At 53.9% G+C, this 24,385-nt stretch carries 18 protein-coding genes; 2 read left to right on the top strand and 16 right to left on the bottom strand.

All coding sequences use genetic code 11. The annotated features are described in order from the left end of the window. Positions 1 to 8 precede the first annotated feature (8 nt). The 9 genes from fliI to ACKC9G_RS04745 all read right to left on the bottom strand — a co-directional run bounded on the left by fliI (position 9) and on the right by ACKC9G_RS04745 (position 10,293). Positions 9 to 1,325, bottom strand: a complete 1,317-nt coding sequence (gene fliI, locus ACKC9G_RS04785; RefSeq protein ID WP_411403913.1) for a flagellar protein export ATPase FliI — start codon at positions 1,323 to 1,325, stop codon at positions 9 to 11. A gap of 14 nt (positions 1,326 to 1,339) precedes the next feature. Then, on the bottom strand, positions 1,340 to 2,227 hold the full coding sequence (locus tag ACKC9G_RS04780; protein ID WP_411403792.1) for a FliH/SctL family protein: 888 nt from the start codon (positions 2,225 to 2,227) through the stop codon (positions 1,340 to 1,342). An 88-nt stretch (positions 2,228 to 2,315) separates the two neighbouring features. Beyond that, complete coding sequence (fliG, locus tag ACKC9G_RS04775) at positions 2,316 to 3,320, bottom strand: flagellar motor switch protein FliG (RefSeq protein ID WP_411403791.1); 1,005 nt, start codon at positions 3,318 to 3,320, stop codon at positions 2,316 to 2,318. Further along, the gene (fliF, locus tag ACKC9G_RS04770) at positions 3,313 to 4,989 is read right to left on the bottom strand and encodes a flagellar basal-body MS-ring/collar protein FliF (protein WP_411403790.1); all 1,677 of its coding nucleotides are present in this window, start codon (positions 4,987 to 4,989) and stop codon (positions 3,313 to 3,315) included. Before fliF ends, fliG begins: the two co-directional genes overlap by 8 nt. 59 nt (positions 4,990 to 5,048) lie before the next feature. Next, positions 5,049 to 5,399, bottom strand: a complete 351-nt coding sequence (gene fliE / locus ACKC9G_RS04765) for a flagellar hook-basal body complex protein FliE (RefSeq protein WP_411403789.1) — start codon at positions 5,397 to 5,399, stop codon at positions 5,049 to 5,051. 156 nt (positions 5,400 to 5,555) lie between these two features. Beyond that, entirely contained in the window at positions 5,556 to 6,188 is a 633-nt protein-coding gene (locus tag ACKC9G_RS04760) for a 3'-5' exonuclease (RefSeq protein WP_411403788.1), read from the bottom strand. Then, positions 6,185 to 8,020 carry a putative nucleotidyltransferase substrate binding domain-containing protein gene (locus tag ACKC9G_RS04755; RefSeq protein ID WP_411403787.1) on the bottom strand — a complete coding sequence of 612 codons (1,836 nt, stop codon included), beginning with the start codon at positions 8,018 to 8,020 and terminating at the stop codon, positions 6,185 to 6,187. The genes ACKC9G_RS04760 and ACKC9G_RS04755 overlap by 4 nt, the downstream gene beginning before the upstream one ends. A 99-nt stretch (positions 8,021 to 8,119) precedes the next feature. After that, positions 8,120 to 9,949 carry a sodium:solute symporter family protein gene (locus ACKC9G_RS04750; RefSeq protein WP_411403786.1) on the bottom strand — a complete coding sequence of 610 codons (1,830 nt, stop codon included), beginning with the start codon at positions 9,947 to 9,949 and terminating at the stop codon, positions 8,120 to 8,122. A 77-nt stretch (positions 9,950 to 10,026) separates the two neighbouring features. Then, the gene (locus ACKC9G_RS04745) at positions 10,027 to 10,293 is read right to left on the bottom strand and encodes a DUF4212 domain-containing protein (RefSeq protein ID WP_411403785.1); all 267 of its coding nucleotides are present in this window, start codon (positions 10,291 to 10,293) and stop codon (positions 10,027 to 10,029) included. Between the two features lie 280 nt (positions 10,294 to 10,573). On the opposite strand from ACKC9G_RS04745, the gene ACKC9G_RS04740 reads away from it, so the two are divergent. Continuing rightward, positions 10,574 to 14,521, top strand: a complete 3,948-nt coding sequence (locus ACKC9G_RS04740) for a NahK/ErcS family hybrid sensor histidine kinase/response regulator (RefSeq protein WP_411403784.1) — start codon at positions 10,574 to 10,576, stop codon at positions 14,519 to 14,521. Positions 14,522 to 14,580: 59 nt separating this feature from the next. Here ACKC9G_RS04740 and ACKC9G_RS04735 read toward each other — a convergent pair whose 3' ends face one another. The 4 genes from ACKC9G_RS04735 to ACKC9G_RS04720 form a co-directional block, all read right to left on the bottom strand. Then, complete coding sequence (locus tag ACKC9G_RS04735) at positions 14,581 to 15,246, bottom strand: response regulator (RefSeq protein WP_411403783.1); 666 nt, start codon at positions 15,244 to 15,246, stop codon at positions 14,581 to 14,583. A 245-nt stretch (positions 15,247 to 15,491) separates the two neighbouring features. Further along, complete coding sequence (gene acs / locus ACKC9G_RS04730) at positions 15,492 to 17,441, bottom strand: acetate--CoA ligase (protein ID WP_411403782.1); 1,950 nt, start codon at positions 17,439 to 17,441, stop codon at positions 15,492 to 15,494. Between the two features lie 332 nt (positions 17,442 to 17,773). Next, positions 17,774 to 19,159: a sigma-54-dependent transcriptional regulator gene (locus tag ACKC9G_RS04725; protein WP_411403781.1), complete on the bottom strand. Its 1,386-nt coding sequence runs from the start codon at positions 19,157 to 19,159 to the stop codon at positions 17,774 to 17,776. Positions 19,160 to 19,183: 24 nt separating this feature from the next. After that, positions 19,184 to 20,350, bottom strand: coding sequence for a sensor histidine kinase (locus ACKC9G_RS04720; protein ID WP_411403780.1), 1,167 nt, complete (start codon positions 20,348 to 20,350; stop codon positions 19,184 to 19,186). A gap of 216 nt (positions 20,351 to 20,566) precedes the next feature. On the opposite strand from ACKC9G_RS04720, the gene ACKC9G_RS04715 reads away from it, so the two are divergent. Beyond that, on the top strand, positions 20,567 to 21,577 hold the full coding sequence (locus tag ACKC9G_RS04715) for a hypothetical protein (protein ID WP_411403779.1): 1,011 nt from the start codon (positions 20,567 to 20,569) through the stop codon (positions 21,575 to 21,577). 38 nt (positions 21,578 to 21,615) lie between these two features. On the opposite strand, the gene ACKC9G_RS04710 is transcribed toward ACKC9G_RS04715, so the two are convergent. The 3 genes from ACKC9G_RS04710 to ACKC9G_RS04700 are packed head-to-tail and all read right to left on the bottom strand — an operon-like array spanning position 21,616 to position 24,367. Continuing rightward, positions 21,616 to 22,575, bottom strand: coding sequence for an aldo/keto reductase family oxidoreductase (locus tag ACKC9G_RS04710; RefSeq protein WP_411403778.1), 960 nt, complete (start codon positions 22,573 to 22,575; stop codon positions 21,616 to 21,618). 39 nt (positions 22,576 to 22,614) lie between these two features. Beyond that, positions 22,615 to 23,964 (bottom strand): DUF4910 domain-containing protein, encoded by a 1,350-nt coding sequence (locus tag ACKC9G_RS04705; protein ID WP_411403777.1) that lies wholly within the window; start codon positions 23,962 to 23,964, stop codon positions 22,615 to 22,617. After that, complete coding sequence (locus ACKC9G_RS04700; RefSeq protein WP_411403776.1) at positions 23,957 to 24,367, bottom strand: VOC family protein; 411 nt, start codon at positions 24,365 to 24,367, stop codon at positions 23,957 to 23,959. The genes ACKC9G_RS04705 and ACKC9G_RS04700 overlap by 8 nt, the downstream gene beginning before the upstream one ends. Between the last annotated feature and the right edge of the window lie 18 nt (positions 24,368 to 24,385).

The following is a 24,385-nucleotide window of genomic DNA, read 5'->3' as shown; positions in this document are numbered from 1 at the left end:
AATCCGTGTCACTTGATGGAGAGTAACTTACCCACCAGATCATGAGCTACCGCCAGAGGAACAGGCTCATGCAAGCCTTGCTGCAGAAAAACCCTGATGGCAGGCATCAAATGTATGGCCTGATCGGTCTCAGGGTCACTACCGCGCACATAGGCCCCCACACTGATAAGGTCTCGCACTTGCTGATAACGTGAATATAACTGCTTTACTTTTTGCGCCTGCTTTAAAAAATCAGGTGATACGACCTGCGGCATGGCTCGACTAATAGAAGCTTCGATATCTATCGCGGGATAATGTCCTTCTTCTGCCAACCGCCGCGAAAGAACAACGTGACCGTCTAGAATAGCTCGTGCAGAGTCAGCAATCGGGTCCTGCTGATCATCTCCTTCGGTTAGCACGGTATAAAAAGCCGTAATGGAGCCTCCGCCTTTTTCACCATTACCTGCCCGCTCAACTAGCTTGGGAAGCTTTGCAAACACCGAGGGCGGATAACCTTTACTTGCCGGTGGTTCTCCAACCGCAAGAGCAATCTCACGCTGCGCCTGAGCATAGCGCGTCAGGGAATCGACCAGCAAAAGCACATCATGACCCTGGGCTCGAAAATACTCGGCAATGCGCGTGCACAACTGCGAGGCTCTAAGGCGCATTAAGGGAGAATCATCCGCAGGAGAAGCCACGACAACGGCTCGCCGAAGCCCCTCCTCGCCAAGTACGTCCTCAATAAACTCCTTAACCTCACGACCACGCTCACCAATGAGGCCCACGACAACCACATGGGCCGTGGTAAAGCGTGTCATCATCCCGAGCAGGACACTCTTACCGACGCCACTACCTGCAAAAAGACCAAGACGCTGCCCACGACCAACCGTCAGCAGAGCGTTGATGGCTCGAATCCCGACATCCATCGGCTCACGAATAGGCTGTCGACCCAAAGGGTTAATCGTCTCCCCCTGCAAGTCAACATAGGCTTCCGCATCCAGAGGCCCAAGGCTATCCAGCGGTTTGCCCACACCATTTAGCACCCGGCCCAGCAACCCCATTCCCACAGGAACCAGACTGGTCGAGCCGGTCGGAACAACCTGCGCTCCGGGAAGCAAGCCTTCAACGGAATCGACAGGCATCAAAAAAACGCGCTCTCCGTGAAAGCCGACGACCTCTGCTTCCACCGAATATCCGGGACGCACCGTCACCTGACAAAACTCCCCCAAAGCGACCTTGCAGCCAGTCGCCTCAAGAGTCAGGCCCACCACTCGGGTTATCTTGCCGGCTGCGCGCGGACGCGGCTGAGGCATGGGTAAGGCCGTCTGGTCAGCCAGCCAGCTCATCACCTGAGAATGACTCACGCGCCTTCTCCGTTGCCTTCGGAGGGTAGCGACTGACCTTCATCTGACACTTCCTCAGAAGCGCCTTTTGTCGGCTCAATGGATTCAGTACTCAGACGACTGGCGGAAAGCTCATGCTGCTGCGAGAAACGCTCAAATACCGCATTCATACGCGGACCTAGCGTAGCATCAACGAAGCTGTAGGGCGTACGCAGGAAGAAGCCTCCCTGTTGCAGCTCTGGGTTATCTTCAAGATGCCAGCTTAGGCCTTGCTCAGTAAGCACTTTCTGAAGCGGCTCCCGATCATCAGGATGAATCTGCACCCGCGCCTCAACGGCTGGATCAGGCAGCTCATTAATCACCTGCTCGGCAAGCGTTCTTACAGCCTTGTCCGACGTTGCCAACTCTCGCTGGATGACCGCTTCGGCCATCCTTTTTACAACCGTAGCCAAGCTGCTAATCAGCGCCTCGTCCTGCTTCTGAATAGGCTCCATAAACTGCTGCCCCAAGGCTTTGAGCCAAGCTTCAGCATTGATGATTCTTTGTTGCTCAGCTTCAAAGGCTTCTTTATGTCCCTTTTCCTGACCACTTGCGAAGCCTGCCTGCTCTCCCTGAGAAAAACCTTCTTGGTATCCGGTCTCTTTACCTTCTGCATAGCCTTCATCATGGGCATCCTGACGAATAGCCTCGAGCTGCTCCAGAGTAATGAGCGGAACCTCGGGCTCTTCCTCTTCTTCAAGGGATTCGATCACTTCCGGCTCAGGCGGCTTGCGACGAATATTCAAGCCATAGACAGGTTCTTCATTGCTGAAATCAGACTCACCCACATCAGGCAACTGCCAACGGTTATAGGATTCGGCAGAGCCCGCGGGAATGCGATGCGGCACTTTGTCTGATTTGCTCACGTAAAAAACCTATTGCTGCAAAAACGGGTAGGCATTCCAGAATAACGCATACCGGATGGGAATAAGAGAGGAGAATAGCGCACAGCGATCAGATCATCTGATCGCCACCGCCTCCAAGGGAGATCTGACCTTCGTCAGCCAATCGACGTGCAATACCCAGAATTTCTTTTTGCGCCCCTTCAACATCACTGACACGGACCGGGCCACGGGCCTCAAGATCGTCACGCATCATCTCAGCAGCACGTTTGGACATGTTGTTGAAGAACTTGTCCTGAAGACCCACATCGGCGCCCTTGAGCGCCACAATCAGCGTATCCTGCTCAATTTCACGCAGCAGGGCCTGAATTCCCTTGTCATCCACATCACTGAGATTATCGAAGACAAACATCAGATCAGAGATCTGCTCAGCAAGGTCTTCATCCACTTCTTTAAGAGAATCCATCAATGCTGCCTCAATATTACTATCGAGGAAGTTCATGATATTGGCTGCGACTTTCACACCGCCCATATTCGTGGTCTGGGAAGAAGAACTGCCCGAGAACTGACGCTCAAGAATATCGTTTAGCTCCTGCAAAGCCGCGGGCTGAACAGTATCCAGAGAGGCTACGCGCAGAAGAATATCCAGCCGCACCTTCTCATCAAAATAAGACAACATTTCTGCGGCCTGATCCGAGTCCAGATAAGACACGACAATTGCCTGAATCTGCGGGTGCTCGTAGCGAATCACATCCGCCACCTGTCGCCCTTCCATCCATTTGAGTGTATCCAGACCTTTGGTATTACCACCCAATAGAATGCGATCGATCAGACCACTGGCCTTCTCTTCACCCAGAGCGGTCTTAAGCATGTTACGAATGTAGCTATCAGAACCAATACCCAGACTGGTCTGGTTACCGACCTGACCAAGGAACTCTGCAATAACGGCCTCTACCTGATCCTGCTGCACAGAGCGCAACTGCGCCATGGCCGCACCGATCTTCTGAACCTCCTTGGGCCCCATGTGCTTAAGGATTTCAGCCGCATCACTTTCACCCAGCGTCATAAGCAGAACAGCGGTTTTCTCGAGCTGAGAAAGCTTGGCCTTATCAGTCATCGCTTATCCATCCTTTCACTACCTGCGCAACACGACCCGGATCATCTGCTATCAGGCCACGGATGGCATTAAGCTGTTTCTCAAAGCTTTCGTTGGGGCCAGGCAAAAGGCTTTCATCCACGCTGGCCAGAGTAATCGCCTCATCAGAAAGGTCATCATCCAAGCCTTCCAGAGCACGCAACTCCTCTTCGCTGGCCTGGGATTGCGCCTGACCTGCCGTAGAGAGATTACGCAAAATAGGACGCAGAACAAACAGCACCAGCAACAGGATAAAGAGCACTGAACCGCCCTGACGAAGCAAATCCCAGAACCACTGAGTCTGCCAGAAGGGAATATCTTCCGTTTCAAAGAGATTATCACCCTGAACAAAGGGCGAATTGATCACGTTGACGCTATCTCCACGCTCGGCGGAATAGCCCACGGCATCTCTGACAAGAATCGTCAGACGTTGCAGCTCATTCTCAGTCCAGGGCGTTCGCTGGGTCTCGCCCGTCTGGGGATTCACGGAAACAAGATCATCCACCACCACGGCGACGGAAAGACGGCGCACCCGACCTACCTGATGTTTGGTATAGCTAATGGTACGGTCCAGTTCATAGTTACGGGTGGACTGTTTTCGGGACGTGATAGGCGTACCTGACCCACCTCCTGAAGCATTACCATTCGCCACTTCCGGCACCGAGGTTTCTGCCGGAGGCTGATTCGACAGCGCTCCAGGTATGCCTGAGGCCCCGTTGGAGGATTTTTCTTCATCCAACGTCTGCTCACTTCTCAGGGAAGGCAGATCCGGGTTGTATTGCTCATCAGTCTGCTCAACGGCTGTAAAGTCGATATCAGCGGAGACTTCAGCTTTGTAGCGATCCGCGCCCACCACCGGTTCCAGAATACGACCGACCCTGCGCGCGAGAGTCTGCTCTATCTTTCGGGTGTACTCGAACTGTTCAGACGCCATGCCCGCATCAGTATCAACGGGTTCTTCAGACAAGAGATGACCTTTCTGATCCACCACGGTGACATCTTTCGGATCCAGGCCAGCCACGCTGGAAGCCACAAGATTCAGTATTGACGTTACCTGATCTTTCTCCAGCGTACGCCCGGCATAAAGCTCCACAAATACAGAAGCCCGCGGTTTGCGGGAGTCACGTACAAAAACAGATTCTTTGGGAAGCGCCAGATGAACCCGGGCTGACTTGACACTTAACAGACTGGAAATTGTTCGCGCCAGCTCGCCTTCCAGGCCTCGCCTGTAGCGCGTAGTCTCCATAAACTGGCTACTACCAAGCGGCGTGTCCTGATCCAGCAGCTCGAAACCGACGGTTTTATCGCCTATCAGGCCATCTCCGGCCAGCTTGATCCGAGCCTGATTTACCTGATCGGCAGGCACCAGAAGTGCACCGCTATTAGTGTCTATCTTGTAGGGAATTTGATTGGTTTGCAGAACCTGCATGATCTGGTCGGAGTCCAGATTTTCAAGACTCCCCAGCAAGGGACGGTAGCTTGGCTCCTGTGACCACAAAACCACAGCAAAACCAATGGCTACACTGGCAGCCAGGCCGACCATCAGGCCGACCTGACGAATAATACTGAGCTGACCGAAGCCAAGCATCAGGGATCCAAACAGCCCTCCCTGGGCAGGTGTGGACGCATTGTCTGCACCAGCTCTTGCCATATCACGTCAGCCTGTTAGCAGTTGCTTGCCTGAAGTTCATCGCAGTCATCACCGCGGCATCACACAGACAGGCTCATGATTTCTTTGTAGGCATCGACCAGTTTGTTACGCACCTGATTCATGGCTTCAAAAGACACACTGGCTTTTTGAAGCTCGATCATTACCTGGGGCAAATCGACGCTGGGGTCACCTTTCTCGTAAGCCGTAGACATACTACTGGCTTTGTTTTGCTGAGCGGCAACAGAGTTCACAGCATCTGCCAGCATGTCAGAGAAAGAAGGCAGATTCTGGGAAGCGGAGTCAGTCGGTGTGACAGTGTCAACCGGCGGGATGATTTGCGTACGCTGAACTTGCGCCTGCATTGAGCGCATTTGAGAGAGAACGGACTGAATATCATCTCTGCCATCCATCTTTATCCCTCCTTTATTTCGCTACTTCGCCCCGAACTCACTTGCCAGTGGTTCCCCCAATCTTCGCATCTTACTGAAAATACTCAAAAATACAAAGGACTTACCTAAGCCAGCCAACAGGAAACGGGACTTTCCTTAATTCTAGGTGATGGCTCGCTATAGAGCGAGGCTGTCACCTTGGGTTAATCGAACGTACATAAGCGCCACCGTGATGGCATCCCCCAGCGCGGTATGCCGCTCGATGATAGGTAAATCGAGGGATTTGGCGATAGTGTCAAATCGCAGGTCCACACCTCCACCTAATGAGCGCCACTTAATAATGCTGTGGTACACGTCTGAAAGCTCAATCGCTTTGTTAGGCAGATGGAAGCCTAAATAAGGAAATAGAAACTTGTCCAATACCGCCAGATCGTAATGAACGTAATAGCCCAGAATGGGACGATTACCGATATAGGCCAGTAATTGCGTTAACGCTTCTTCAATACTGATTCCAGACTCCAGATCCATCTCTCGAATACGATGAAAAGGCACGGTTTCCGGTCGAAACTGACGGGGAGGCTTGAGGGTGATATCCAGACGATCACTGACAGTGACGCGTCGTCCACGACGAATTTTTACCGCCCCAATAGTCAGCACCTCTGCAGCATTCACATCCAGTGTTGTGGTTTCACAATCCAGTGACACCACCTCATCACCCTCATAAGGCTCAAACAGTACCTGATAGGGTCCAGACTGCTGGGTTCTCGCCTCTTTCCAGCGCCAGTAATGACGCATCAGCCGATACTTCATAAGGACTCCAGGCGATATCGCTGGGTCAAAAACTGTTTAAAGTTTTTAACGATATGAAGCGCCTCGCGAAGCAGATCCCGATCCAACCGATCCAGCAGCTCTACCACCAGCATGTTCGAGTCATCCGCGACTGAGGCCGCGCCCCTTTCCAGGCGCTCAACCTGTTGCTGCATTCGAAGCTGAATAAACAGCCCAAGGGCATGGGATAAATCCTGCCCCATTTCATCAGAAAGCACCCCCAACTGAACAAGCGCCTCGACACGTTTAAAGGTATTGGTTTCCAGAACACGATGCTCCAGTGCCAGCGCCCGAACACCATGCACCAGCGGGAAAATACCGCCTTTTTTGATATCCAATCCATGCTGTTGCTTGCGGATTCCGCCAAAGAAAGTCAGAGGGGTCGCAAAGCTCAGTACTGCTTTGGCAAAATGCGCAAAGAAGATCTGATTCTCCTGTAAGGAGCGCATAAACCAGTTTCGGGACGCTTTAAACAAGGCGGCATTACCCGCCACCGGATGAGCATCAACAGCAATAGCGAGTTTGAGAAGATTGTCGCCACGAGGCTGAGTTGACCAGTCCCGCAAATGCTCCGTCCACTGCGCCAGGCTCATAACCCAGTCCGCATTGGAAACCATAATCCCGCCTGTACAGGGTGGATAACCGAACTTCGCTAACATCTCACTGAAGCGGCCAAGTATTCTTGGGCCTTCCGGCCAATCCAGGCCATTGCGCATCAGTAGCGCATTGTCCTGATCGGTTTTCAGTATCTGCTCACGCCGACCTTCACTGCCCATGACCAGCAGGCAGACATGTGGCTGAACACCTTCCGGTACCAGTAAATGAAAGAGCTTCGCCATAATCTTTTCATTCATTGCCGCAATCAGCTCCATGACGAAGCGAATTTTCACTCCGTGTACATTGAGCCCGGTAATTAATGAATTCAGAACAGCAGCAGCTTCTTCAAGATCTTCCATAGTTTGGGCACGATCTATCCGTAAGCCAATCACATGGGAGTGGTTTGAAAAGTAACTAAGAATATCGGTCAGCTCGACAATACCAATGACCTCATCCACCTTGCCGATCACCACCCGCTCAATTCGATGCTCTGTCATCTGGACCAGCGCATTAAAGAGATAGTCATCCTCAGGAAGCTGAACCAGCCGGTATGAAGCAATGCTCGCCACATCGGTATCGGCAGGCAGCGCCTGATCCAGCAGTGCCGTCAGCATGTCCGAGCCAGTGACCATGCCATATCGGGTGTTGCGACGAACCAGCAGGCAGTCGACCTGCTGATTTTTCATCAGTTGATACCCTTCACGAAGGCTGGTGCCTTCGAGCACGATTAATGGCTCACGCATACAACTGGAGACACGCGCCAGCATGAATTCCGTCATGTCATGATTGTGCGGTGTGGCGGCTCGCAGTTGGGTTCGACTGGCAAAACTGGTGCGAAAATACTCGCCAAAGGCCTGATTAGCGGCCATAAGCTCCAGCAGTTTTGCGGTTGGCAGGATATGACAGATCGTCTCCTCCACCGCGATAAAGTCATGGATGGCCGAGCCTCTTAATGAAGACCAGGCACCAAAGTAGTCATCCTGAGTGTAATGAACATAGGTATGCCGAAGCGGGGCCGGGGCATCCTTATCAGCCTGATCCTCTTCTGCCACTCGACCTTTGAGTAACAAATGCAGCCCTTCCGGCACCTCTCCTGCACCAATAATCACTTCGCCTTTTTTGAAATAGGCGATATCCAGATTACGCCGTAAAAGGTCCAGTTCGCCTTCGCTCAGTAAGTTAAAAGGAGGTTTGTCCGCATCAAAGCTTGCCGTCATAAGACAGTCCTGTTGTCAGGCTAGAAGCTGGCCGGTACGTCGGCAGAAAAAACACACTCCCCGAAGGGAGTGTGCAGGCCGTGCTATAGGACGAATGAATTAGTGGTTCTGTGCAGCACCCGCACCACGGGGGATACGAATGTCCTCAACCACATGCTGAACCTCTTCAGGAGGAGGAGGTGTCATGGACGAAACCACCATCGCAACCACAAAGTTCACAACCATCCCCACCGTACCAAAGGCTTCAGGAGTCAGGCCCATGAAGTACTGGTCAGGTGACCCGCCCATAAATTTGAAGTAAACGATGTAGGCGGCAGTGATCACAAGACCAATCACCATACCGCTGATCGCACCTTCCTTATTCATGCGCTTAGAGAAAATACCCATCACAATCGCCGGGAAGAAAGACGCCGCCGCCAGACCAAAGGCAAGCGCCACCACCTGAGCCACGAACCCGGGCGGGTTAAGCCCGAAGTAACCGGCGATGACGATAGCCACGATGGCAGCCAAACGAGCCGACAGGAGCTCCTGCTTCTCGGTCATATTGGGAGTCAGGGTTTTCTTGAACAAATCATGAGAGATGGAAGTGGAGATAACCAGCAGCAAACCAGCTGCTGTCGACAATGCAGCCGCGATGGCACCTGCGGCAACCAGTGCGATTACCCAATCAGGCAACTGGGCAATTTCAGGGTTAGCCAGCACCATGATGTCACGGTCAACGTAGACTTCGTTGGCAAATGGCTGTTTGGTCGCATCAAAAGTTGCACCCTCGATAGCATTGGACACCAGACGGTGACCGTCTTCAGCACGCTGATCGCCCTCAAACTGTGGCTTGCCGCCCACGAAGGGGCTGCCTGCAGCGTACTGCACCTTGCCATCACCATTCACATCTTCCCAGGCGATCAGGCCAGAACTTTCCCAGTTTTTAAACCAGGTTGGCATTTCGCTATAGGTTGTACCGGTACCTTCTGCGCCGTTGACGGTATTGATCAGGTTCAGACGCCCAATCGCACCTACGGATGGCACTACGGTATAGAGAATCGCGATGAAAAGAAGAGCCCAGCCTGCAGAGACGCGTGCATCCTTAACACGAGGCACGGTAAAGAAGCGCACAATAACGTGAGGCAGACCTGCCGTTCCTGCCATCAAGGCGATGGTGAAGAAGAACAGGTTAAAGAGGCTGTCTGTACCCTGGGTCGTATAGGCGGTAAATCCGAGCTCCTGCACTAACCCATCGAGCACCTCGAGTACAGGCTTCCCTCCCCAGGCTGCGTTAAACGACGGATCGACATCCGCCCCTAAACCAAGCTGCGGCAGCACATGCCCGGTAACCTGCAAGGTCAGGAAGATGGCAGGAACGGTGTAGGCGAAAATCAGCACACAGTACTGCGCCACCTGGGTATAGGTGATCCCTTTCATCCCGCCCAGCACGGCGTAGAAGAAAACGATGATCATGCCGATGACAACACCCATCTCGATAGAGACATGCAGGAAGCGTGAGAACACGATCCCAACTCCGCGCATCTGGCCGGCAACATAGGTAAAGGACACGAAGATCGCACAGATAACGGCCACAGTGCGTGCAGTAGAGGAGTAATAGCGGTCACCCACGAAATCAGGCACGGTGAACTTGCCAAACTTGCGCAGGTAAGGCGCCAGCAGCAGTGCCAGCAGCACATAACCGCCCGTCCAGCCCATGATGTAAGCCGAACCGTTGTAACCCGCAAAGGAAACAATACCCGCCAGAGAAATAAAGGAAGCCGCAGACATCCAGTCCGCTGCGGTAGCCATACCATTGGCCATGGGAGAAACGCCGCCACCGGCAACATAGAACTCTTTCGTGCTACCGGCACGGGACCAGATCGCAATCCCTATATAGAGCGCGAAACTTGCCCCGACGAATAAATAAGTCAGGATATCCAAACTCATAGCTTCATACCTTCCGTAATGGATTGCGTAATTATTTTTTTAGGTACAGCGTACTACTTGGTTATTTTCGACAACGTTTATTCGTGCACGTCATATTTTTCATCAAGCTTATTCATGCTGATGGCATACGCCACAATCAGAATAAGGAAGATATAAACGGAGCCTTGCTGAGCAAACCAGAAGCCCAGTTTGAATCCAAAGAATTGCACGGTATTAAGCGGCTCCACAAAAATGATGCCGCAGCCAAAAGAGGCCAGAAACCAGATAACAAGATAGGTCAGAATTATTCTGACGTTTTCTTTCCAGTATGCCCTGGCATTGTTTTTATCATTATTCACGCTCATGGGACCTTCCTTCCGATGTGAGAATCAGGGAACAGGGGTTTACCAATTCAAATCTAGCAAAGGCTTTTGTAACTGATAGATCAACTTTAGTAGCAACGTAATGAAACATTAGTCGCCCGCCTGATTTTTTCCAGAAAACTCGCACAAAGTGTGAATAAAAACTCGACCAAAGCACTAGGAGCCTTGATCAGGATCAAGAGTCGCCAGGACGTCAGTTGCCGTGAGATTTGCCTTAAAACCACTTACAATGGCTAACATTTTTTCAGAGGGAGCCCCAGGCATGCTGCAAGGTTGGTTGATCATCGTGATATCACTGGCCTACCTGGGTCTGCTGTTTGGCATTGCCTATTGGGGCGACCGCCAGCCGCGCATGCGTGAAGGCAAACGCCGCCCTTATATCTACGCCCTTTCTCTGGCGGCTTATTGCACCTCCTGGACCTATTACGGCGCCGTTGGACGTGCGGCCTCCACCGGCTGGGAATTTCTCGCCACCTATATTGGCCCCATCGTTGTTTTTGTTTTCGGCCTGCATTTAATGCGCAAGCTGATTCAGGTCAGCAAAAAACAGAACATCACCTCCGTTTCTGATTTTATCGCCTCACGCTACGGCAAAAGTCAGGGCTTGGGCGCACTAGTCGCCTGCATGACCGTGCTGAGCACCCTGCCCTACATCGCCTTGCAGCTGAAAGCGGTGGCCATGAGCTTTAATGTGCTGACCGGCATTACCAGTACAACGGTCGAAAGTGGCAGTGACACGGCCTTGTTTGTGGCCTTGCTGATGGCAATCTTTGCCATTCTCTTTGGCACCCGCCAGATTGACGCCACGGAGCACCATCAGGGCATGGTGCTGGCGATCGCTTTTGAATCAGTGATCAAACTGATGGCCTTTCTGGCCGTTGGCTTCTTTGTGGTGTTTGGCATCTATAACGGCTTTGAAGACCTCTACCTCAAAACCTCAGTGCAGCTGGAAAATAACACCAATTTCAGCGGCGACCTGTTCGGAGGCAGCTTCGTCACCGAATGCATTCTGGCCGTGCTGGCCGTGATCTGTTTACCTCGTCAGTTTCATATGACGGTGGTCGAAAACACCCACTCGCGCGATCTTCGCACGGCTCGCTGGCTGTTCCCGCTTTATATGATCCTGATGAGCCTGTTTGTTCTGCCCATCGCGACGGCGGGCATGGCCAACTTCCCGTCCGGCTTTGTGAATGCAGACAGCTTTGTCCTGACCCTGCCTTTGAGCGCCAGCGCTGATCATCTGGCCATGTTTGTTTACCTTGGCGGCCTCTCAGCGGCGACCAGTATGGTCATCGTCTCCTGCGTCTCGCTAAGCACCATGATCTGTAATGATCTGGTGATGCCACTGCTGCTTCGTCTTCGTGGCAACCGCATTACCCGTGATGAAGACATCGCAGCGCTACTGTTGAACACCCGCCGAGTCACTATTTTCTGCCTGCTGCTGATGTCCTATTTCTATTACCGCATCCTTGGCGCAGATACCTCTCTGGCAGATATTGGCCTGATGTCCTTTGTGGCGGTGGCGCAATTTGCCCCTGCGCTGATTGGCGGTATTTACTGGAAGAAAGGCAGCCGTCAGGGCGTGATGGCAGGCTTACTGGCTGGCTTCACTGTCTGGATTTTTACTCTGCTAGTGCCGGCCATTATCCATACCGGCCTGCTGCCCCAATCCTTGCTGGAGAACGGCCCTTTTGGCCTGCATTGGCTTCGTCCCTACGCGCTTTTTGGGCTGGAAGGCATGGACCCGATCACTCACGGCACGGTCTGGAGCCTGTTTCTTAACACCGCGCTTTATGTCTGGGTATCACGTAATGCCAATCAGCGCCTGATTGACCGTATTCAGTCGAGCAGCTTTGTCGATACGCTGGATGATGGCGAACTTGGCGGCTCACGGGCACCAGTTGAACAAATCAGTATTGGTGATCTGCAGATGCTGACTGAGCGCTTCCTGGGTGTAGAACGTACCCAACGCGCCTTTCGCAGTTTTTATCATGAGCGTCATCAGCGTTTGCCCTCGGCCAACGAAAAAGCGCCTTCGGATCTGATTCACTTCTGTGAACGCCTGCTGGGCGGTGTCATCGGCGCCTCGTCGGCTCGTATCGTCATTGGCTCGACCCTGCGTGGTCGCGATATGCAGATCGGCGATGTGGTGACCATCGTCGATGAAGCCTCACAGGCACTGCAGTTCAACCGCTCCATGCTGCAGGCGACCATCGAGAACATCAGCCTCGGCATTACCGTGGTGGATAACCAGCAACGGCTGATGGTCTGGAACCGCGCTTATCTCGATATGTTCTCTCATCCGCCAGGCCTGATCAGTGTCGGACGTCCCATTGAAGAGGTGTATCGCCATCTGGCCTTACAGGGTGAGTTCGGTCCGGGCGACCCTGAGGATCAGGTCGTGAAACGTATGGAGATGCTCAATCAGGGGCACTCCCACAGCTATGAACGCCATCGGGCTGATGGCACGGTGCTGGATGTGCATGGCAACCAGATGCCGGGCGGCGGTTATGTCACCACTTACACCGATATTACCCAGTACAAGCGAACCGAATCGGCCCTGCGAGAAAGTGAGCGCAGTATTCGTATTTACACCGATAACGTGCCGGCGCTGATTGCCTATTTCGATAACGAAGGCCGTTATCGCTACATCAACCAAGCCTATGAAGACACCTTTGGTCTGAAGCGCTCCGTGGTTGTCGGCACTCAGGCACGAGAGATTCTGCCCGAGCATGAATATCAGCAACGCCTGCCCTTTATCGAACAGGTACTGCGCGGCCTGCGCCAGTCCTTTGAAATTACTCTTCCTTCCAGCGAAGATCAGGAACGCTATGCCCAGGTCAACTACCTGCCGCATATCAACGAAGAAGGCCGCATCATCGGCTACTTCGCGGTTTACGTGGACATCAGCGAGCGCCGCAAGGCCGAGATGCTGTTGCAGGAAACCAATGAGGATCTTGAAACCCGTGTGCGCGAGCGTACTCAGGCGCTTTCAATTGCCAACCAGGAGCTGCGTAAAGAGAACATTATTCGCTCGCTGATCGAAGATGAGTTGCGTCAGGCCAAGAGCGAAGCCGAGGCCGCCAACCTCTCGAAAACCCGCTTCCTGGCGGCGGCCAGCCATGACCTGCTGCAACCCCTGAATGCCGCGCGACTGTTCTCCTCAGCGCTATCACAGCGTCATTATGATGACTTCACCCAGGAGTTGGTCACCAACCTTGATGGCTCCCTTAAAGCCGCCGAGGAACTGATCAGCACGATTCTGGACATTTCCAAACTGGATGCGGGCGCACTGCAGCCTAACCTTAGCCACTTCCCGATTGAGCGACTGTTCAGCGCGCTGAAAGCCGAATTCACTGCGCTGGCACAGGAAAAAGGCCTGTCCTTCAGGCTGGTCATGTCCCAGCAGGTTATCCATAGCGATAACCAGCTACTGCGCCGCGTGGTGCAAAACTTCCTGAGTAACGCGATCCGCTACACCCGCAGTGGCAAGGTGCTGCTAGGCGCACGACGGGTGAATGATGCGATGCGTATTGAAGTGTGGGACAGCGGCGTAGGCATCGCCGAGGATAAAATTCACGAGATTTTCGAAGAGTTCAAACGCATCAATAACCCTCAGCATGCGGATGTTAAGGGTCTGGGTCTGGGGCTGGCTATCACTGATCGTATCGCCCGCATTCTTGGCCACAGCATTCATGTGCGCTCCAAAGTTGGTAAAGGCACGGTCTTCTCTATCGATGTACCGCTGGGCGATGTGAGCAAGGTACAGAATGTGACTCGCCGCGGCGGCGTGGTAAGCCGTCGTAAAGGCGGTCTGGATAATCTGCCGGTACTGGTGGTCGATAATGAGCAAAGCATTCTGGACGGGATGCGCGTGCTGCTGGAAGGCTGGGGCTGCGAGGTAAAAACGGCCCTCTCGGAAGCGGCGGCCATTACTATCTTGAAAGTGAATGATGAGTGGAAACCGGCGATTCTGCTGGCCGACTATCACCTTGATAATGACCTCACCGGAGTCATGGCGATTGCCGGCGTCCGCAAGCAGCTGGAGGATGATCAGCTACCTGCTATCGTCATCACCGCTGACCGTACTGAAGAGATCAAGGAGGAAATTCACCAGGCAGGCGCCTTTGTGCTGCAAAAGCCGGTGAAACCTGCCGCTCTTCGCGCCCTGATTTCCCGCCATGGGCGCACCTCCGGCACATCCAGCTGATCCGGTGTTCGGGCATAAAAAAACGCAGCCAGGGCTGCGTTTTTTATTATCGCTAAAGCTTATTCCAGCTCAGCCTTGGGCTTGTCCACCAGCAACTGGCTGGCGGCAATCACCGCCTGGGTGCGGCTATGCACACCCAGCTTGCGCAGGATCGCTGTCACGTGAGCCTTGATCGTTGCTTCTGAGACATTCAGCTCATAAGCGATCTGTTTGTTCAGCAGACCTTCAGTCAGCATCATGAGGACACGGAACTGCTGCGGCGTTAGCGTCGCCAGCGCTTCAGCAAACTTGGCTTCCTCTTCAGTGACCTGATCATCCAGATCATCGATATCGATTGGCAGCCACTCTTCTCCTTCAATGACGGCCTGAATGGCCTCAGCGATCACTTCCAGAGAAGCCGACTTGGGAATAAACCCGGCAGCGCCGTAATCCATCGCTTTACGGATCACCTGAGGCTCTTCACTGCCGGATACCATCACCACCGGAATACCGGGGTGCTGACCACGCAGGAAAACCAGGCCAGAGAAGCCGTTAGCATCCGGCATGTGCAGATCCAGCAGGACCAGATCCGCATCTGGATGTTCATCCGCAGCGGACTGAGCCGCTTCCAAGGTATCTGCTTCTACTACCATCGCCTGAGGAATGGCCTGGCTTACCGCCTGCTTCAACGCTGCACGAAACAGCGGATGATCATCAGCGATAAGAACTTTGTTACTAACGTCCATTTATTTCCCCTTAGTCAGGCGCTCTTGCGATTCCTCAGGTGAATGATAACCCGTTGGGTCACAATGACATGGCTGCGGGCAATCATGCCCATCATGGCCAAAGTACGCATATGCAAAAAGTTCAATGATTGTGGCCGACACGGCCTTTACGATCAAGCCATTCACGGCAGCCATGAAAGACAGAAAAACTAATGACATAAAAAAATGCAGCAGACCCTGAGGCCTGCTGCATTTCTGAATCCGCCTTAACCTTTGCGGTTCTGACGATTACTGATCAAATCATCCACCACGGAGGGGTCAGCCAGCGTTGAGGTGTCACCCAATGCGGCAAAATCATCCTCAGCGATCTTGCGAAGAATACGACGCATGATCTTGCCGGAACGGGTTTTGGGCATCCCCGGGGAATACTGGATCAGATCCGGCGTGGCAATCGGGCCGATCTCATTACGCACCCAGGCTTTCAGCTCTTTGGTCAGCTCATCCGAACCTTCCTCACCAGCCTGCAACGTCAGATAAACGTAGATACCCTGACCTTTGATGGCATGGGGGTAACCGACCACAGCAGCTTCGGCCACTTTGGGGTGAGCCACCAGCGCACTTTCCACCTCGGCAGTGCCCATGCGGTGCCCGGAAACGTTGATCACATCATCGACGCGCCCGGTAATCCAGTAATAGCCATCTTCATCGCGACGACAGCCGTCACCAGTGAAGTAGTAGCCTTTGAAGGTGGAGAAGTAGGTTTGCACATAACGGTCATGATCACCCCAGATGGAGCGCGCCTGACCGGGCCAGGCATCCGCTATAACCAGATTGCCTTCAGTCGCACCTTCCAGCACCTTGCCTTCGTTATCGACCAGTTTCGGCTGGATACCAAAGAATGGCAGGGTCGCGGAGCCTGGCTTCGCGGCCGTTGCATAAGGTAAAGGCACGATCATCACGCCGCCCGTTTCCGTCTGCCACCAGGTATCCACAATGGGGCAACGCTCCTGACCAATAATGCGGTGATACCATTCCCAGGCTTCCGGATTAATAGGTTCACCCACCGATCCCAGAATCCGCAGTGAACTCAGATCACTGTCCCCCAGCACGTCCTCACCCTGCTGCATCAGGGCACGAATAGCCGTCGGCGCCGTGTAAAACTGGTTCACCTTGTACTTTTCGATCACACGACCAAAGCGGCTGTTGTCCGGATAGCTTGGCACCCCTTCAAACATCAGCGTAGTCGCGCCGTTGGCCAGCGGGCCGTAGACAATGTATGAGTGACCTGTGACCCAGCCCACATCGGCTGTACACCAGTAGATATCACCGTCCTTGTAATCAAAGACGTACTGATGGGTCATGGAAGCGTAAAGGAGGTAACCTCCTGTCGTGTGCTTCAGACCTTTGGGCTTACCGGTTGAACCTGAGGTGTAGAGAATGAACAGCGGGTCTTCAGCGTTCATCACCGCCGCAGTGTGCTGGTCAGAAACACTGGCGATGGCATCGTGATACCAGAGATCATGGGAGTCATCCCAGGCGATATCGCCACCCGTGCGCTTCACAACAATGACACGCTCCACCGACACTTCAGGGTTCTTAAGTGCGGTATCGACGTTCTTTTTCAGCGGGACTTTTTTGCCGCCACGCAGCCCCTCATCAGCAGTGATAACAAAGCGCGAACCGGCATCGACCAGACGCCCGGCCAGCGCATCAGGGGAGAAGCCGCCGAACACCACGGAGTGCACCGCACCGATACGGGCACAACCCAGCATCGCCACCGCCGCTTCCGGAATCATGGGCATGTACAGGGTAACCACATCACCACGCTTGACGCCCTGAGCCTCAAGAGCATTGGCAAACCTGCAGACGGCCTGATGCAACTCACGGTAGGTCAGCTGGCTGCTTTCCTCCGGGCTGTCGCCTTCCCAGAGAATGGCAATCTGGTCGCCACGGGTTTTGAGATGACGATCAAGACAGTTACTGGCCACGTTCAGCTGACCATCCTCAAACCAGCGAACATCGACATTGTGAGAATCAAAAGAGGTATTTTTTACTTTGGTAAACGGCGTAATCCACTCAAGACGCCCGGCCTGCTCCGCCCAGAACCCCTCAGGATTCTCGATACTTTGCTGGTACATTTTGCGGTAGCTGGCTTCGTTGATCAGGGCATTGGCAGCCCCTTTCTGATCGATCGGATAGACCTTGGTGTCGCTCATAACGGTGCCCTTGATTAGATTTATTGTCGATATAACAGGCTGTACGACTAGAACTCAGCCGATAGAGGAAGCGTTAAAGAATTTTTAGCCCAAAAACGCCATTTCCTCCATCCGAGACGAATTTTTATACTCGCCTCGTGAAAAGCAAATAAGTAGACATTGGTATATTTGACGGGGAACTTTTCCTGATTCAATGCGAAGCACAGCCACAGAGTGTTTCAGGACTTTCTAATATAAGGAAGGGAGTAATCAATCGAAGGCAGCAATTAATTAGCACTTTAGTACTAATTAATTGCCAATAACCTTTTCAAATAAAAAGCGCCTGAACTTTATTATTTATAAGCAGAATCCAATTCAAATCCACTTTCGCGCATTTTCGCCAATTTATATCTCAAAGTACGCGGACTAATTCCTAACTTATCCGCCGCATCTTTTCGGCTACCTCTGGTGGATTTCAGCGCTTCGACAATAAGCTGGAATTCATGCGCCATCATATCCGAGCCCAAACCACGCTCAGCAGCATTCTCTTCTTCCTCATCCATCTCAGCAGCCACAACCACCGGCGCGGCTTTCAACCCCGGACGAAAACGTCCCATATCCAGCTGAATATCTTCAGCGTCAATCACTTCGCCCGGCTGTAGGATCAGTGCCCGCTGAATGCAGTTATCCAGTTCACGAACATTACCCGGCCAATCGTAGCCACTGAGTTTGGTGACGGCGTCAGCACTGAGAGCCATGGCATGACGCCCCTGTTTTTTGGCATGTACTCCCAGCAAGCGCTTCGCCAGCGGCGCAATATCCGCAGGACGATCCCGCAGCGGCAGCCATTCCAGAGGAAAGACATTCAGTCGGTAGAACAAATCCTCACGGAATTTGCCTTCATGCACATACTCAGCAAGATCACGGTTGGTCGTCGCCAGCACACGGACATCCAGCGTCAGGGTTTTCCGGCTGCCAAGGCGCTCGACTTCACGTTCCTGAAGCACACGCAGCAGCTTGGCTTGCAACTCAAGGGGCATTTCGGTCACTTCATCCAGCAGTAAGGTGCCACCATCGGCCTGCTCAAACTTACCTGGCATGGCGGCATACGCACCGGTGAAAGCCCCTTTTTCATAACCAAAGAGTGTGGCCTCCAGCATGTTGTCCGGAATCGCGGCGCAGTTAATAGCGACAAAGGGTTTAGCGGCGCGTGACGAATGCAGGTGAATAAAGCGCGCCATGACTTCCTTGCCCGTTCCGGATTCACCGCAAATCAGCACGGTGGAATCCGTCGTGGCGACACGACGCGCTAACTGGAAAAGTTGCTTGCTGGAAGGGTCTTCCGCGATGGGTTCATCATCACTCGCGGTTTTCTGACCGGAGACACAGCGGCTGACGATGTTGATCAGCGCCTCGGGCTCAAACGGCTTCAGCAGATAATCGGTGGCACCATTACGCATGGCTTCAACGGCTTTACTGATATCGCCGTACGCTGTCATCAGCACCACAGGAAGATAAGGCATCTGGTGGCGCAGCCGCTGCTGCAGCTCGTAACCATCCATGCCCGGCATGGAGATATCACTCACCACCATATCCACGGTTTCATGATTGAGCAGACTGAGCGCCTGTTCGCCACTGCCGGCTGACAGAAAATCATAGCCCGCCAGCGACAGCGTATCTTCCAGCGCCTCGCGCAAGTCCCCGTCATCCTCGACCAGAAGAATGCGTGCCTGAGTCATGGAGCGTCCCCTTGTCGTATCTCGTTATGCTTGTTGAATGGGCAACCAGAGCGTTGCTGTGGTTTTGCCGGGCTCGGAGCCAAGTTCAAAGCGCCCGCCATGGGCCTTGGCGACAGCCTGCACCACCGCCAGCCCAAGCCCGGTTCCCTGACTTTTAGTGCTATAGAAAGGCTGCAGCACCTTGGCAATCTGCTCCGGCGCAATGCCCGGGCCGTTATCGATCACACTAATACTGACCTCATCCTGTGAGCGCTGACTGCGAATCACAAGCTCAGCACCACTCCCGGCCGCCTGTAAGGCGTTATTCACCAGGTTCAGCAGCGCGCCAATCAACACTTCCTGATTGACCAGCAAAGGCACATCACCCGCGTCATTGATCACATCACAGTCGGCGTCATGCTGGGAGAGCGGCAAATCCAGATTATCTTCCAGTTGCGCGAGCAACTCAGGCAGGCTCAGCTGATCCTGTAACTGGGTTTCTCCGCGGGCAAAAATCAGCATGTCGCGGATCTGGCGTTCAATATTATTCAAACGGGAGCGCAGCTTGGCGGTAAAACGCTGGCGCTGCTGCTCATCCGCCGCCGGATTCTGCAGATGGGAGGCATAGAGCATGGCTGCTGCCAGAGGCGTTCGTACCTGATGCGCGAGTGCCGCCACCATCCGGCCCATGGCCGTCAACCGTTCGTGATGGCTAAGCCGCGCCTGTAAATCACGGGTTTCGGTGAGGTCATAAAGCAACACAATCTGCCCGGTCTGATCCGGTAGCGAGTTGGTCAAAACCGAAACGCGCTTGCCGGAGCGCAGAGATATTTCATGGCCATCATCCTTGCGCGGAGCAAAGCTGCGCTGGATGACTTTGAACCAGGGCTCATTCTGCAGAGGCTCACCGAGCAGCTCCACGGAGGAAGGGTTAGCACGCTTCACGGTGCCGCGGTTATCAATCAGCACCATACCCAGAGGCAGAATATCCAGCAGCGTTTCATATTGCTCGGCCAGCGCCTGACGCTGGGCTTCTGCATTTCTGACGGCCTTGGTTTGCTCGGCCAGTTGCGCCCGCAATTGCTGCACTTCGGCTTCGAGATTCTGGTATTGAGTCGTCAGTGCTTCAGCGTAGCTATTGAACTCGGCAAAAGCCTGACTGAGGGAGGCCGCTGATGGCTCACCGGCGGGTTGCTGATCGTCCTGACTCATTCCCATCCTCGTTCTGACGGCGAAGAAGATCGACATACCGGGCGCTATTAAAGCCTTTCCCCGATATCGAACTCTCTTTTAGTGATAACGCACTATGAATAGAATTATCTTCATAATCAATCAATTAGCATTGTAAAGATTGTGCCAACGGCTGGTTTGAGCACAACTCCCGCTCCTGCTACTCTCAGACTTTACTCTGAACGGCGGCTGTCCATCATGCAACTGATCTCTGCTCACCGAATCTGGAACGAGGCGCCTCACAACGCCTTTACCGATGCCCGCGTTTTTAAGGGTCAGCTCTATACCGCGTTCCGGGAAGGCACAAGCCATGTCTCTCCCGACGGACAGTTACGGGTATTGCGTCTGGAACAGGATCAGTGGGTAAGTGTAGCAGTGATGACACTTCCCGAAGCCGATGTGCGTGACGCCAAGCTCAGTGTCCGGCCTGATGGGTGTTTGATGCTGGTCGGCGCGGCGGCATACAAGAACCAGCCGGTCAGTCATCAATGCCATTACTGGCTGAGCGAAGACGGAGAAAACTGGTCACAAGCCACCCCGGTTGCAGAACCCAATCATTGGCTCTGGCGTTTGACCTGGCATGGCGATACCGCCTATGGCATGGCTTACGGCACCGGCGGCGTTCAGGGTTTATTCTGGTATGAAGTGAATCCGGACGGTCACTGGCATTGCCGACCCGTCGAGGAATTTGCCGGCCAGTATGTCAATGAACATGCACTGAGTTTTGATGAAGACGGTACGGCCTGGTGTTTGCTGCGCCGGGATAATCAGGACATCAGCATCACCCACGGTTTATTGGGTAACGCCACGCCGCCCTATACAGACTGGCACTGGCAGGATCTGGGTTTTCGCATCGGCGGCCCGGAGATGATCAGCCTGCACGGCAGTGAGGACTTTCTTGCCGCCTACCGCCGCTATCAGTATCCCGACAGCTGGCTACCCCAGTGGACAGAGGTCTCGCGGCTGAATCGTGAAGGCGTATTACAAGAGCGTCTGACGGTGCCCTCCGGAGGCGACTGCAGCTATCCGGGCCTGGCGGTGCATGAAGGAGAACTTCATTGCCTGTATTACTCCTCCCACGAAGTGGCTGAGCAGGCAGTACAGGATGGGCAGGAAGCGGAGCCAAGGGTTGGAGCAGAAGATGAAGAGCAAAGTGAAGCTGCCGCCATGCCCATGACGGCAATTTATCATGCGCGTATTCGTCTCTGAATCGCGCACTTTCTGAACCGCATATCTTCTAAACCAGCTCAGGGAATCGGATGCCCCTGAGCTGCCGTCAGCAAACCAAACCACTCTTCCCGACTAAGCTTCAGATTCAGCGCCGAGTGCATTTCACGAATGCGCTCCAGCTTGCCTGTACCGAGTACCGGTAACACACCCGCCGGATGTCGCAACAACCAGGCCAGAGCGATCACTGCAACGCTGGTGTTGTGCTGACTGGCGATCGCCTGCATGACCCGATAAAGCTCAGGATTAGCGGCTTCATCAAACAGCTGACCGCCGCCAAGGGGCGACCAGGCCATAGGGCGAACCCGCAATTGCTGCATCTGATCAAGGGTGCCATCCCACAGACTCTGGCGTTGTAAAAGTGACATCTCAATCTGGTTAGTCACCAGCTGCGGCCAGCGGCTTTGCAGCAGAGCAAACTGGCTGGGGGTAAAGTTGGAGACACCAAAGGCGCGCACCTTACCGCTGTTTTGCAAGGCCTGCAGCGCCTCGGCGACCTCATCGGCATTCATCAGCGGATCAGGACGGTGCAGCAACAAAAGGTCGATATAGTCAGTGCCGAGGGAGGACAAACTGCGCTCAACCGCATGGGTCAGATAATCAGGATCGGTATTGTAGTGATGGGTCGACCACTCGGGGCGACCTTCACAAGGCAGACAAATATCACACTTGGTGACGATCTGAATGTTTTCGCGCTTAACGCTACCGGTGGCCAGCGCTTCTCCCACCCAGCGCTCGCACTGGTAGCCGCCATAGATATCCGCGACATCAAAACTGGTCAGGCCAAGTTCGATGCAGGCATTCATCCAGTCCGCCAGTGCCTGCCTGCGCTCAGGCCACTCATCCAGCCGCCACATTCCCACGACGATGGGAGCCAGTACACCGCCCCAGGGGCTTAAGGTCACCAGTTCAGACTGACAGGTATCTGCCGATGCAGCTGGCAACGCCGAGGGTGAAGAGGTCGCGGGAACAGTGGTCATGAGTCATCCTGATTTTTATTTTGAGTGAATATCGCTGTGTCAGTCAGGTTCGACAGCCGCCAGAAGTTGATGTTCGATCAGGGGCTGCGCCAATTCTCGCACTTTCCAGAAAGGCACGCCGATCACTTCAGCGATGTCGAGCAGACTGTGCTCACCATCGGAATAGGCGATCAGGTTCATCATATCGCGCACCTGCCAGCCGGATGCCCAGGTCGACATGTCCGGATAAAGCCCACGCTTGCCCAGTTGCGGCTCGCCCAACACAGTGACCCGGTAGATAGCGTCATACTCCAGGCATTCCAAGGCATGCTTCATTGCCTCAAAACCGCCGGCGAGACCTGCAGGCGTTACCAGCGTCAGGTCATCCAGAGAAGTGTGATATTCAGGGAAACAACCGTATTTGGTACGCATCAGCGTTGTGACCGGCAAATCCACGCCCGGTGCGCACAACTGGCGCTCGTTCGATCCGCGCTCGAGATAGCTGTAGCGTTTGAAATCCTTATCCATGTGCCTGAGCACATGCAGGGCAATCCTGTCCGCCTCGGTATTCCCCTTCCTTGAAGGCAGGAAGGAATAGCCCCGCTCATCCCCCATACAGGTAAGGTTAAACCCGGCGAAGGTGCGGGCTTTCATAACCTCCAGATGCTCAGCGAGGTAGACAATCGCACCGATGGTTTCCGGCACCAGCATCAAACGGTAGGTATAGCGACGTCTGGGTAATGACTTAAGCCACAGCATCAGCCCCAGGGCGACAATCGGCCCGGACAGCTCGTTATTCACCATGGAAGGATGGCAGATGTAGCTTGAGAGCAGCACCTCTTCCTTGGACTCCCCCGGCAAGACCATGTCGGCGTAAGTCATGGAACCGGGTTCGAGTGTGGCATCGATATGTACCCGATACTGGCCGGGGCTGAGCTGTTCACGCACCTCATGAGGCAGGCAAAAGCCCCAGCGGCGCTTGTAGTAAGAGGTGATATAGGGAATCGCCGTGGGCTGTTTGGGAATGGAGTAAAGATGCGGCTGTAACTCCTCCAGACTCAATACCGTATCGACCGGCTCGGAATAGCCCACCAGATGCAGGTTATGTGCGGCAAAATCAGCGATCCGCTGGCCATCCGGGCCTTCAATCCATGCCTCGCGTACATTCCATTCATCCGGCACTGTCCAGTCAAAACACTGGGTGCCTGTCGCGACTTCATGCAGCTCCAACTCGGGGAGATAGTGTTGAAGGTAGCGCAGAGTCTGGCGCACGCCATCACCACTCAAACTCCGGTTCAGAGGAAAAAGATCCGTGCAGCACTGATGCAGAAACTCGCCCACCGGCAGGCTTTCCTCAAAGGCCATGGGAGCCGCCGGATAGGTGAAAGCGAAAGGTTCGGTATTAGCCATGGTGTGACTCCTGCTCGATCAGCTCCACCAGATGTCCAAGGGGGCTCAGGAAAAACTGGATACGGGCACCATTAAACGCGACCGCTGGCGCAGGCTGGGTCACGGGCATATGGCGAAGGCGGCGCAGGCGCTCAGCCTCTGCCGTGAGATCGGCCACACCGTAAGCCAGATGATTAAGAATATTCTGTTTGCGGGACAGCGCCTGCTTCACCGGGCTGTCGTCCGTGGCAGGAGCCACCAGCTCATAGCGAAGGCCACTGTCGTCTTCACAAAACTGCACCCAGACACGCTGAACCGGGTCTTCGATCGCTTCGCTAAAATCATGAATTCCGAGCACGTCTTCACAGTAGCGGCGCCCTTGTTCCAGCGTGGCAACGACCAGTCCGAGATGATGAAACTTCATGGTGAGTCCTTAGGGGCG

Origin of the sequence: Pokkaliibacter sp. CJK22405, assembly GCF_046614695.1 — a bacterium.
Classification (GTDB): Bacteria; Pseudomonadota; Gammaproteobacteria; order Pseudomonadales; family Balneatricaceae; genus Pokkaliibacter.
Note: the sequence above shows the minus strand (reverse complement) of the source record. Positions and strands in the feature narration are given on the sequence as shown.

Bases quoted from the DNA above. Each gene is read 5' to 3' on its own strand.
- ACKC9G_RS04755 (WP_411403787.1), bottom strand. From the start codon at position 8,020: ATGACGGCAAGCTTTGATGCGGACAAACCTCCTTTTAACTTACTGAGC.
- ACKC9G_RS04700 (WP_411403776.1), bottom strand. From the start codon at position 24,367: ATGAAGTTTCATCATCTCGGACTGGTCGTTGCCACGCTGGAACAAGGG.
- acs (WP_411403782.1), bottom strand. From the start codon at position 17,441: ATGAGCGACACCAAGGTCTATCCGATCGATCAGAAAGGGGCTGCCAAT.
- ACKC9G_RS04735 (WP_411403783.1), bottom strand. From the start codon at position 15,246: ATGGACGTTAGTAACAAAGTTCTTATCGCTGATGATCATCCGCTGTTT.
- fliI (WP_411403913.1), bottom strand. From the start codon at position 1,325: ATGAGCTGGCTGGCTGACCAGACGGCCTTACCCATGCCTCAGCCGCGT.
- ACKC9G_RS04710 (WP_411403778.1), bottom strand. From the start codon at position 22,575: ATGACCACTGTTCCCGCGACCTCTTCACCCTCGGCGTTGCCAGCTGCA.
- ACKC9G_RS04725 (WP_411403781.1), bottom strand. From the start codon at position 19,159: ATGACTCAGGCACGCATTCTTCTGGTCGAGGATGACGGGGACTTGCGC.
- fliF (WP_411403790.1), bottom strand. From the start codon at position 4,989: ATGGCAAGAGCTGGTGCAGACAATGCGTCCACACCTGCCCAGGGAGGG.
- ACKC9G_RS04745 (WP_411403785.1), bottom strand. From the start codon at position 10,293: ATGAGCGTGAATAATGATAAAAACAATGCCAGGGCATACTGGAAAGAA.
- ACKC9G_RS04715 (WP_411403779.1), top strand. From the start codon at position 20,567: ATGCAACTGATCTCTGCTCACCGAATCTGGAACGAGGCGCCTCACAAC.
- ACKC9G_RS04760 (WP_411403788.1), bottom strand. From the start codon at position 6,188: ATGAAGTATCGGCTGATGCGTCATTACTGGCGCTGGAAAGAGGCGAGA.
- fliE (WP_411403789.1), bottom strand. From the start codon at position 5,399: ATGGATGGCAGAGATGATATTCAGTCCGTTCTCTCTCAAATGCGCTCA.
- fliG (WP_411403791.1), bottom strand. From the start codon at position 3,320: ATGACTGATAAGGCCAAGCTTTCTCAGCTCGAGAAAACCGCTGTTCTG.
- ACKC9G_RS04705 (WP_411403777.1), bottom strand. From the start codon at position 23,964: ATGGCTAATACCGAACCTTTCGCTTTCACCTATCCGGCGGCTCCCATG.
- ACKC9G_RS04740 (WP_411403784.1), top strand. From the start codon at position 10,574: ATGCTGCAAGGTTGGTTGATCATCGTGATATCACTGGCCTACCTGGGT.
- ACKC9G_RS04750 (WP_411403786.1), bottom strand. From the start codon at position 9,949: ATGAGTTTGGATATCCTGACTTATTTATTCGTCGGGGCAAGTTTCGCG.
- ACKC9G_RS04720 (WP_411403780.1), bottom strand. From the start codon at position 20,350: ATGAGTCAGGACGATCAGCAACCCGCCGGTGAGCCATCAGCGGCCTCC.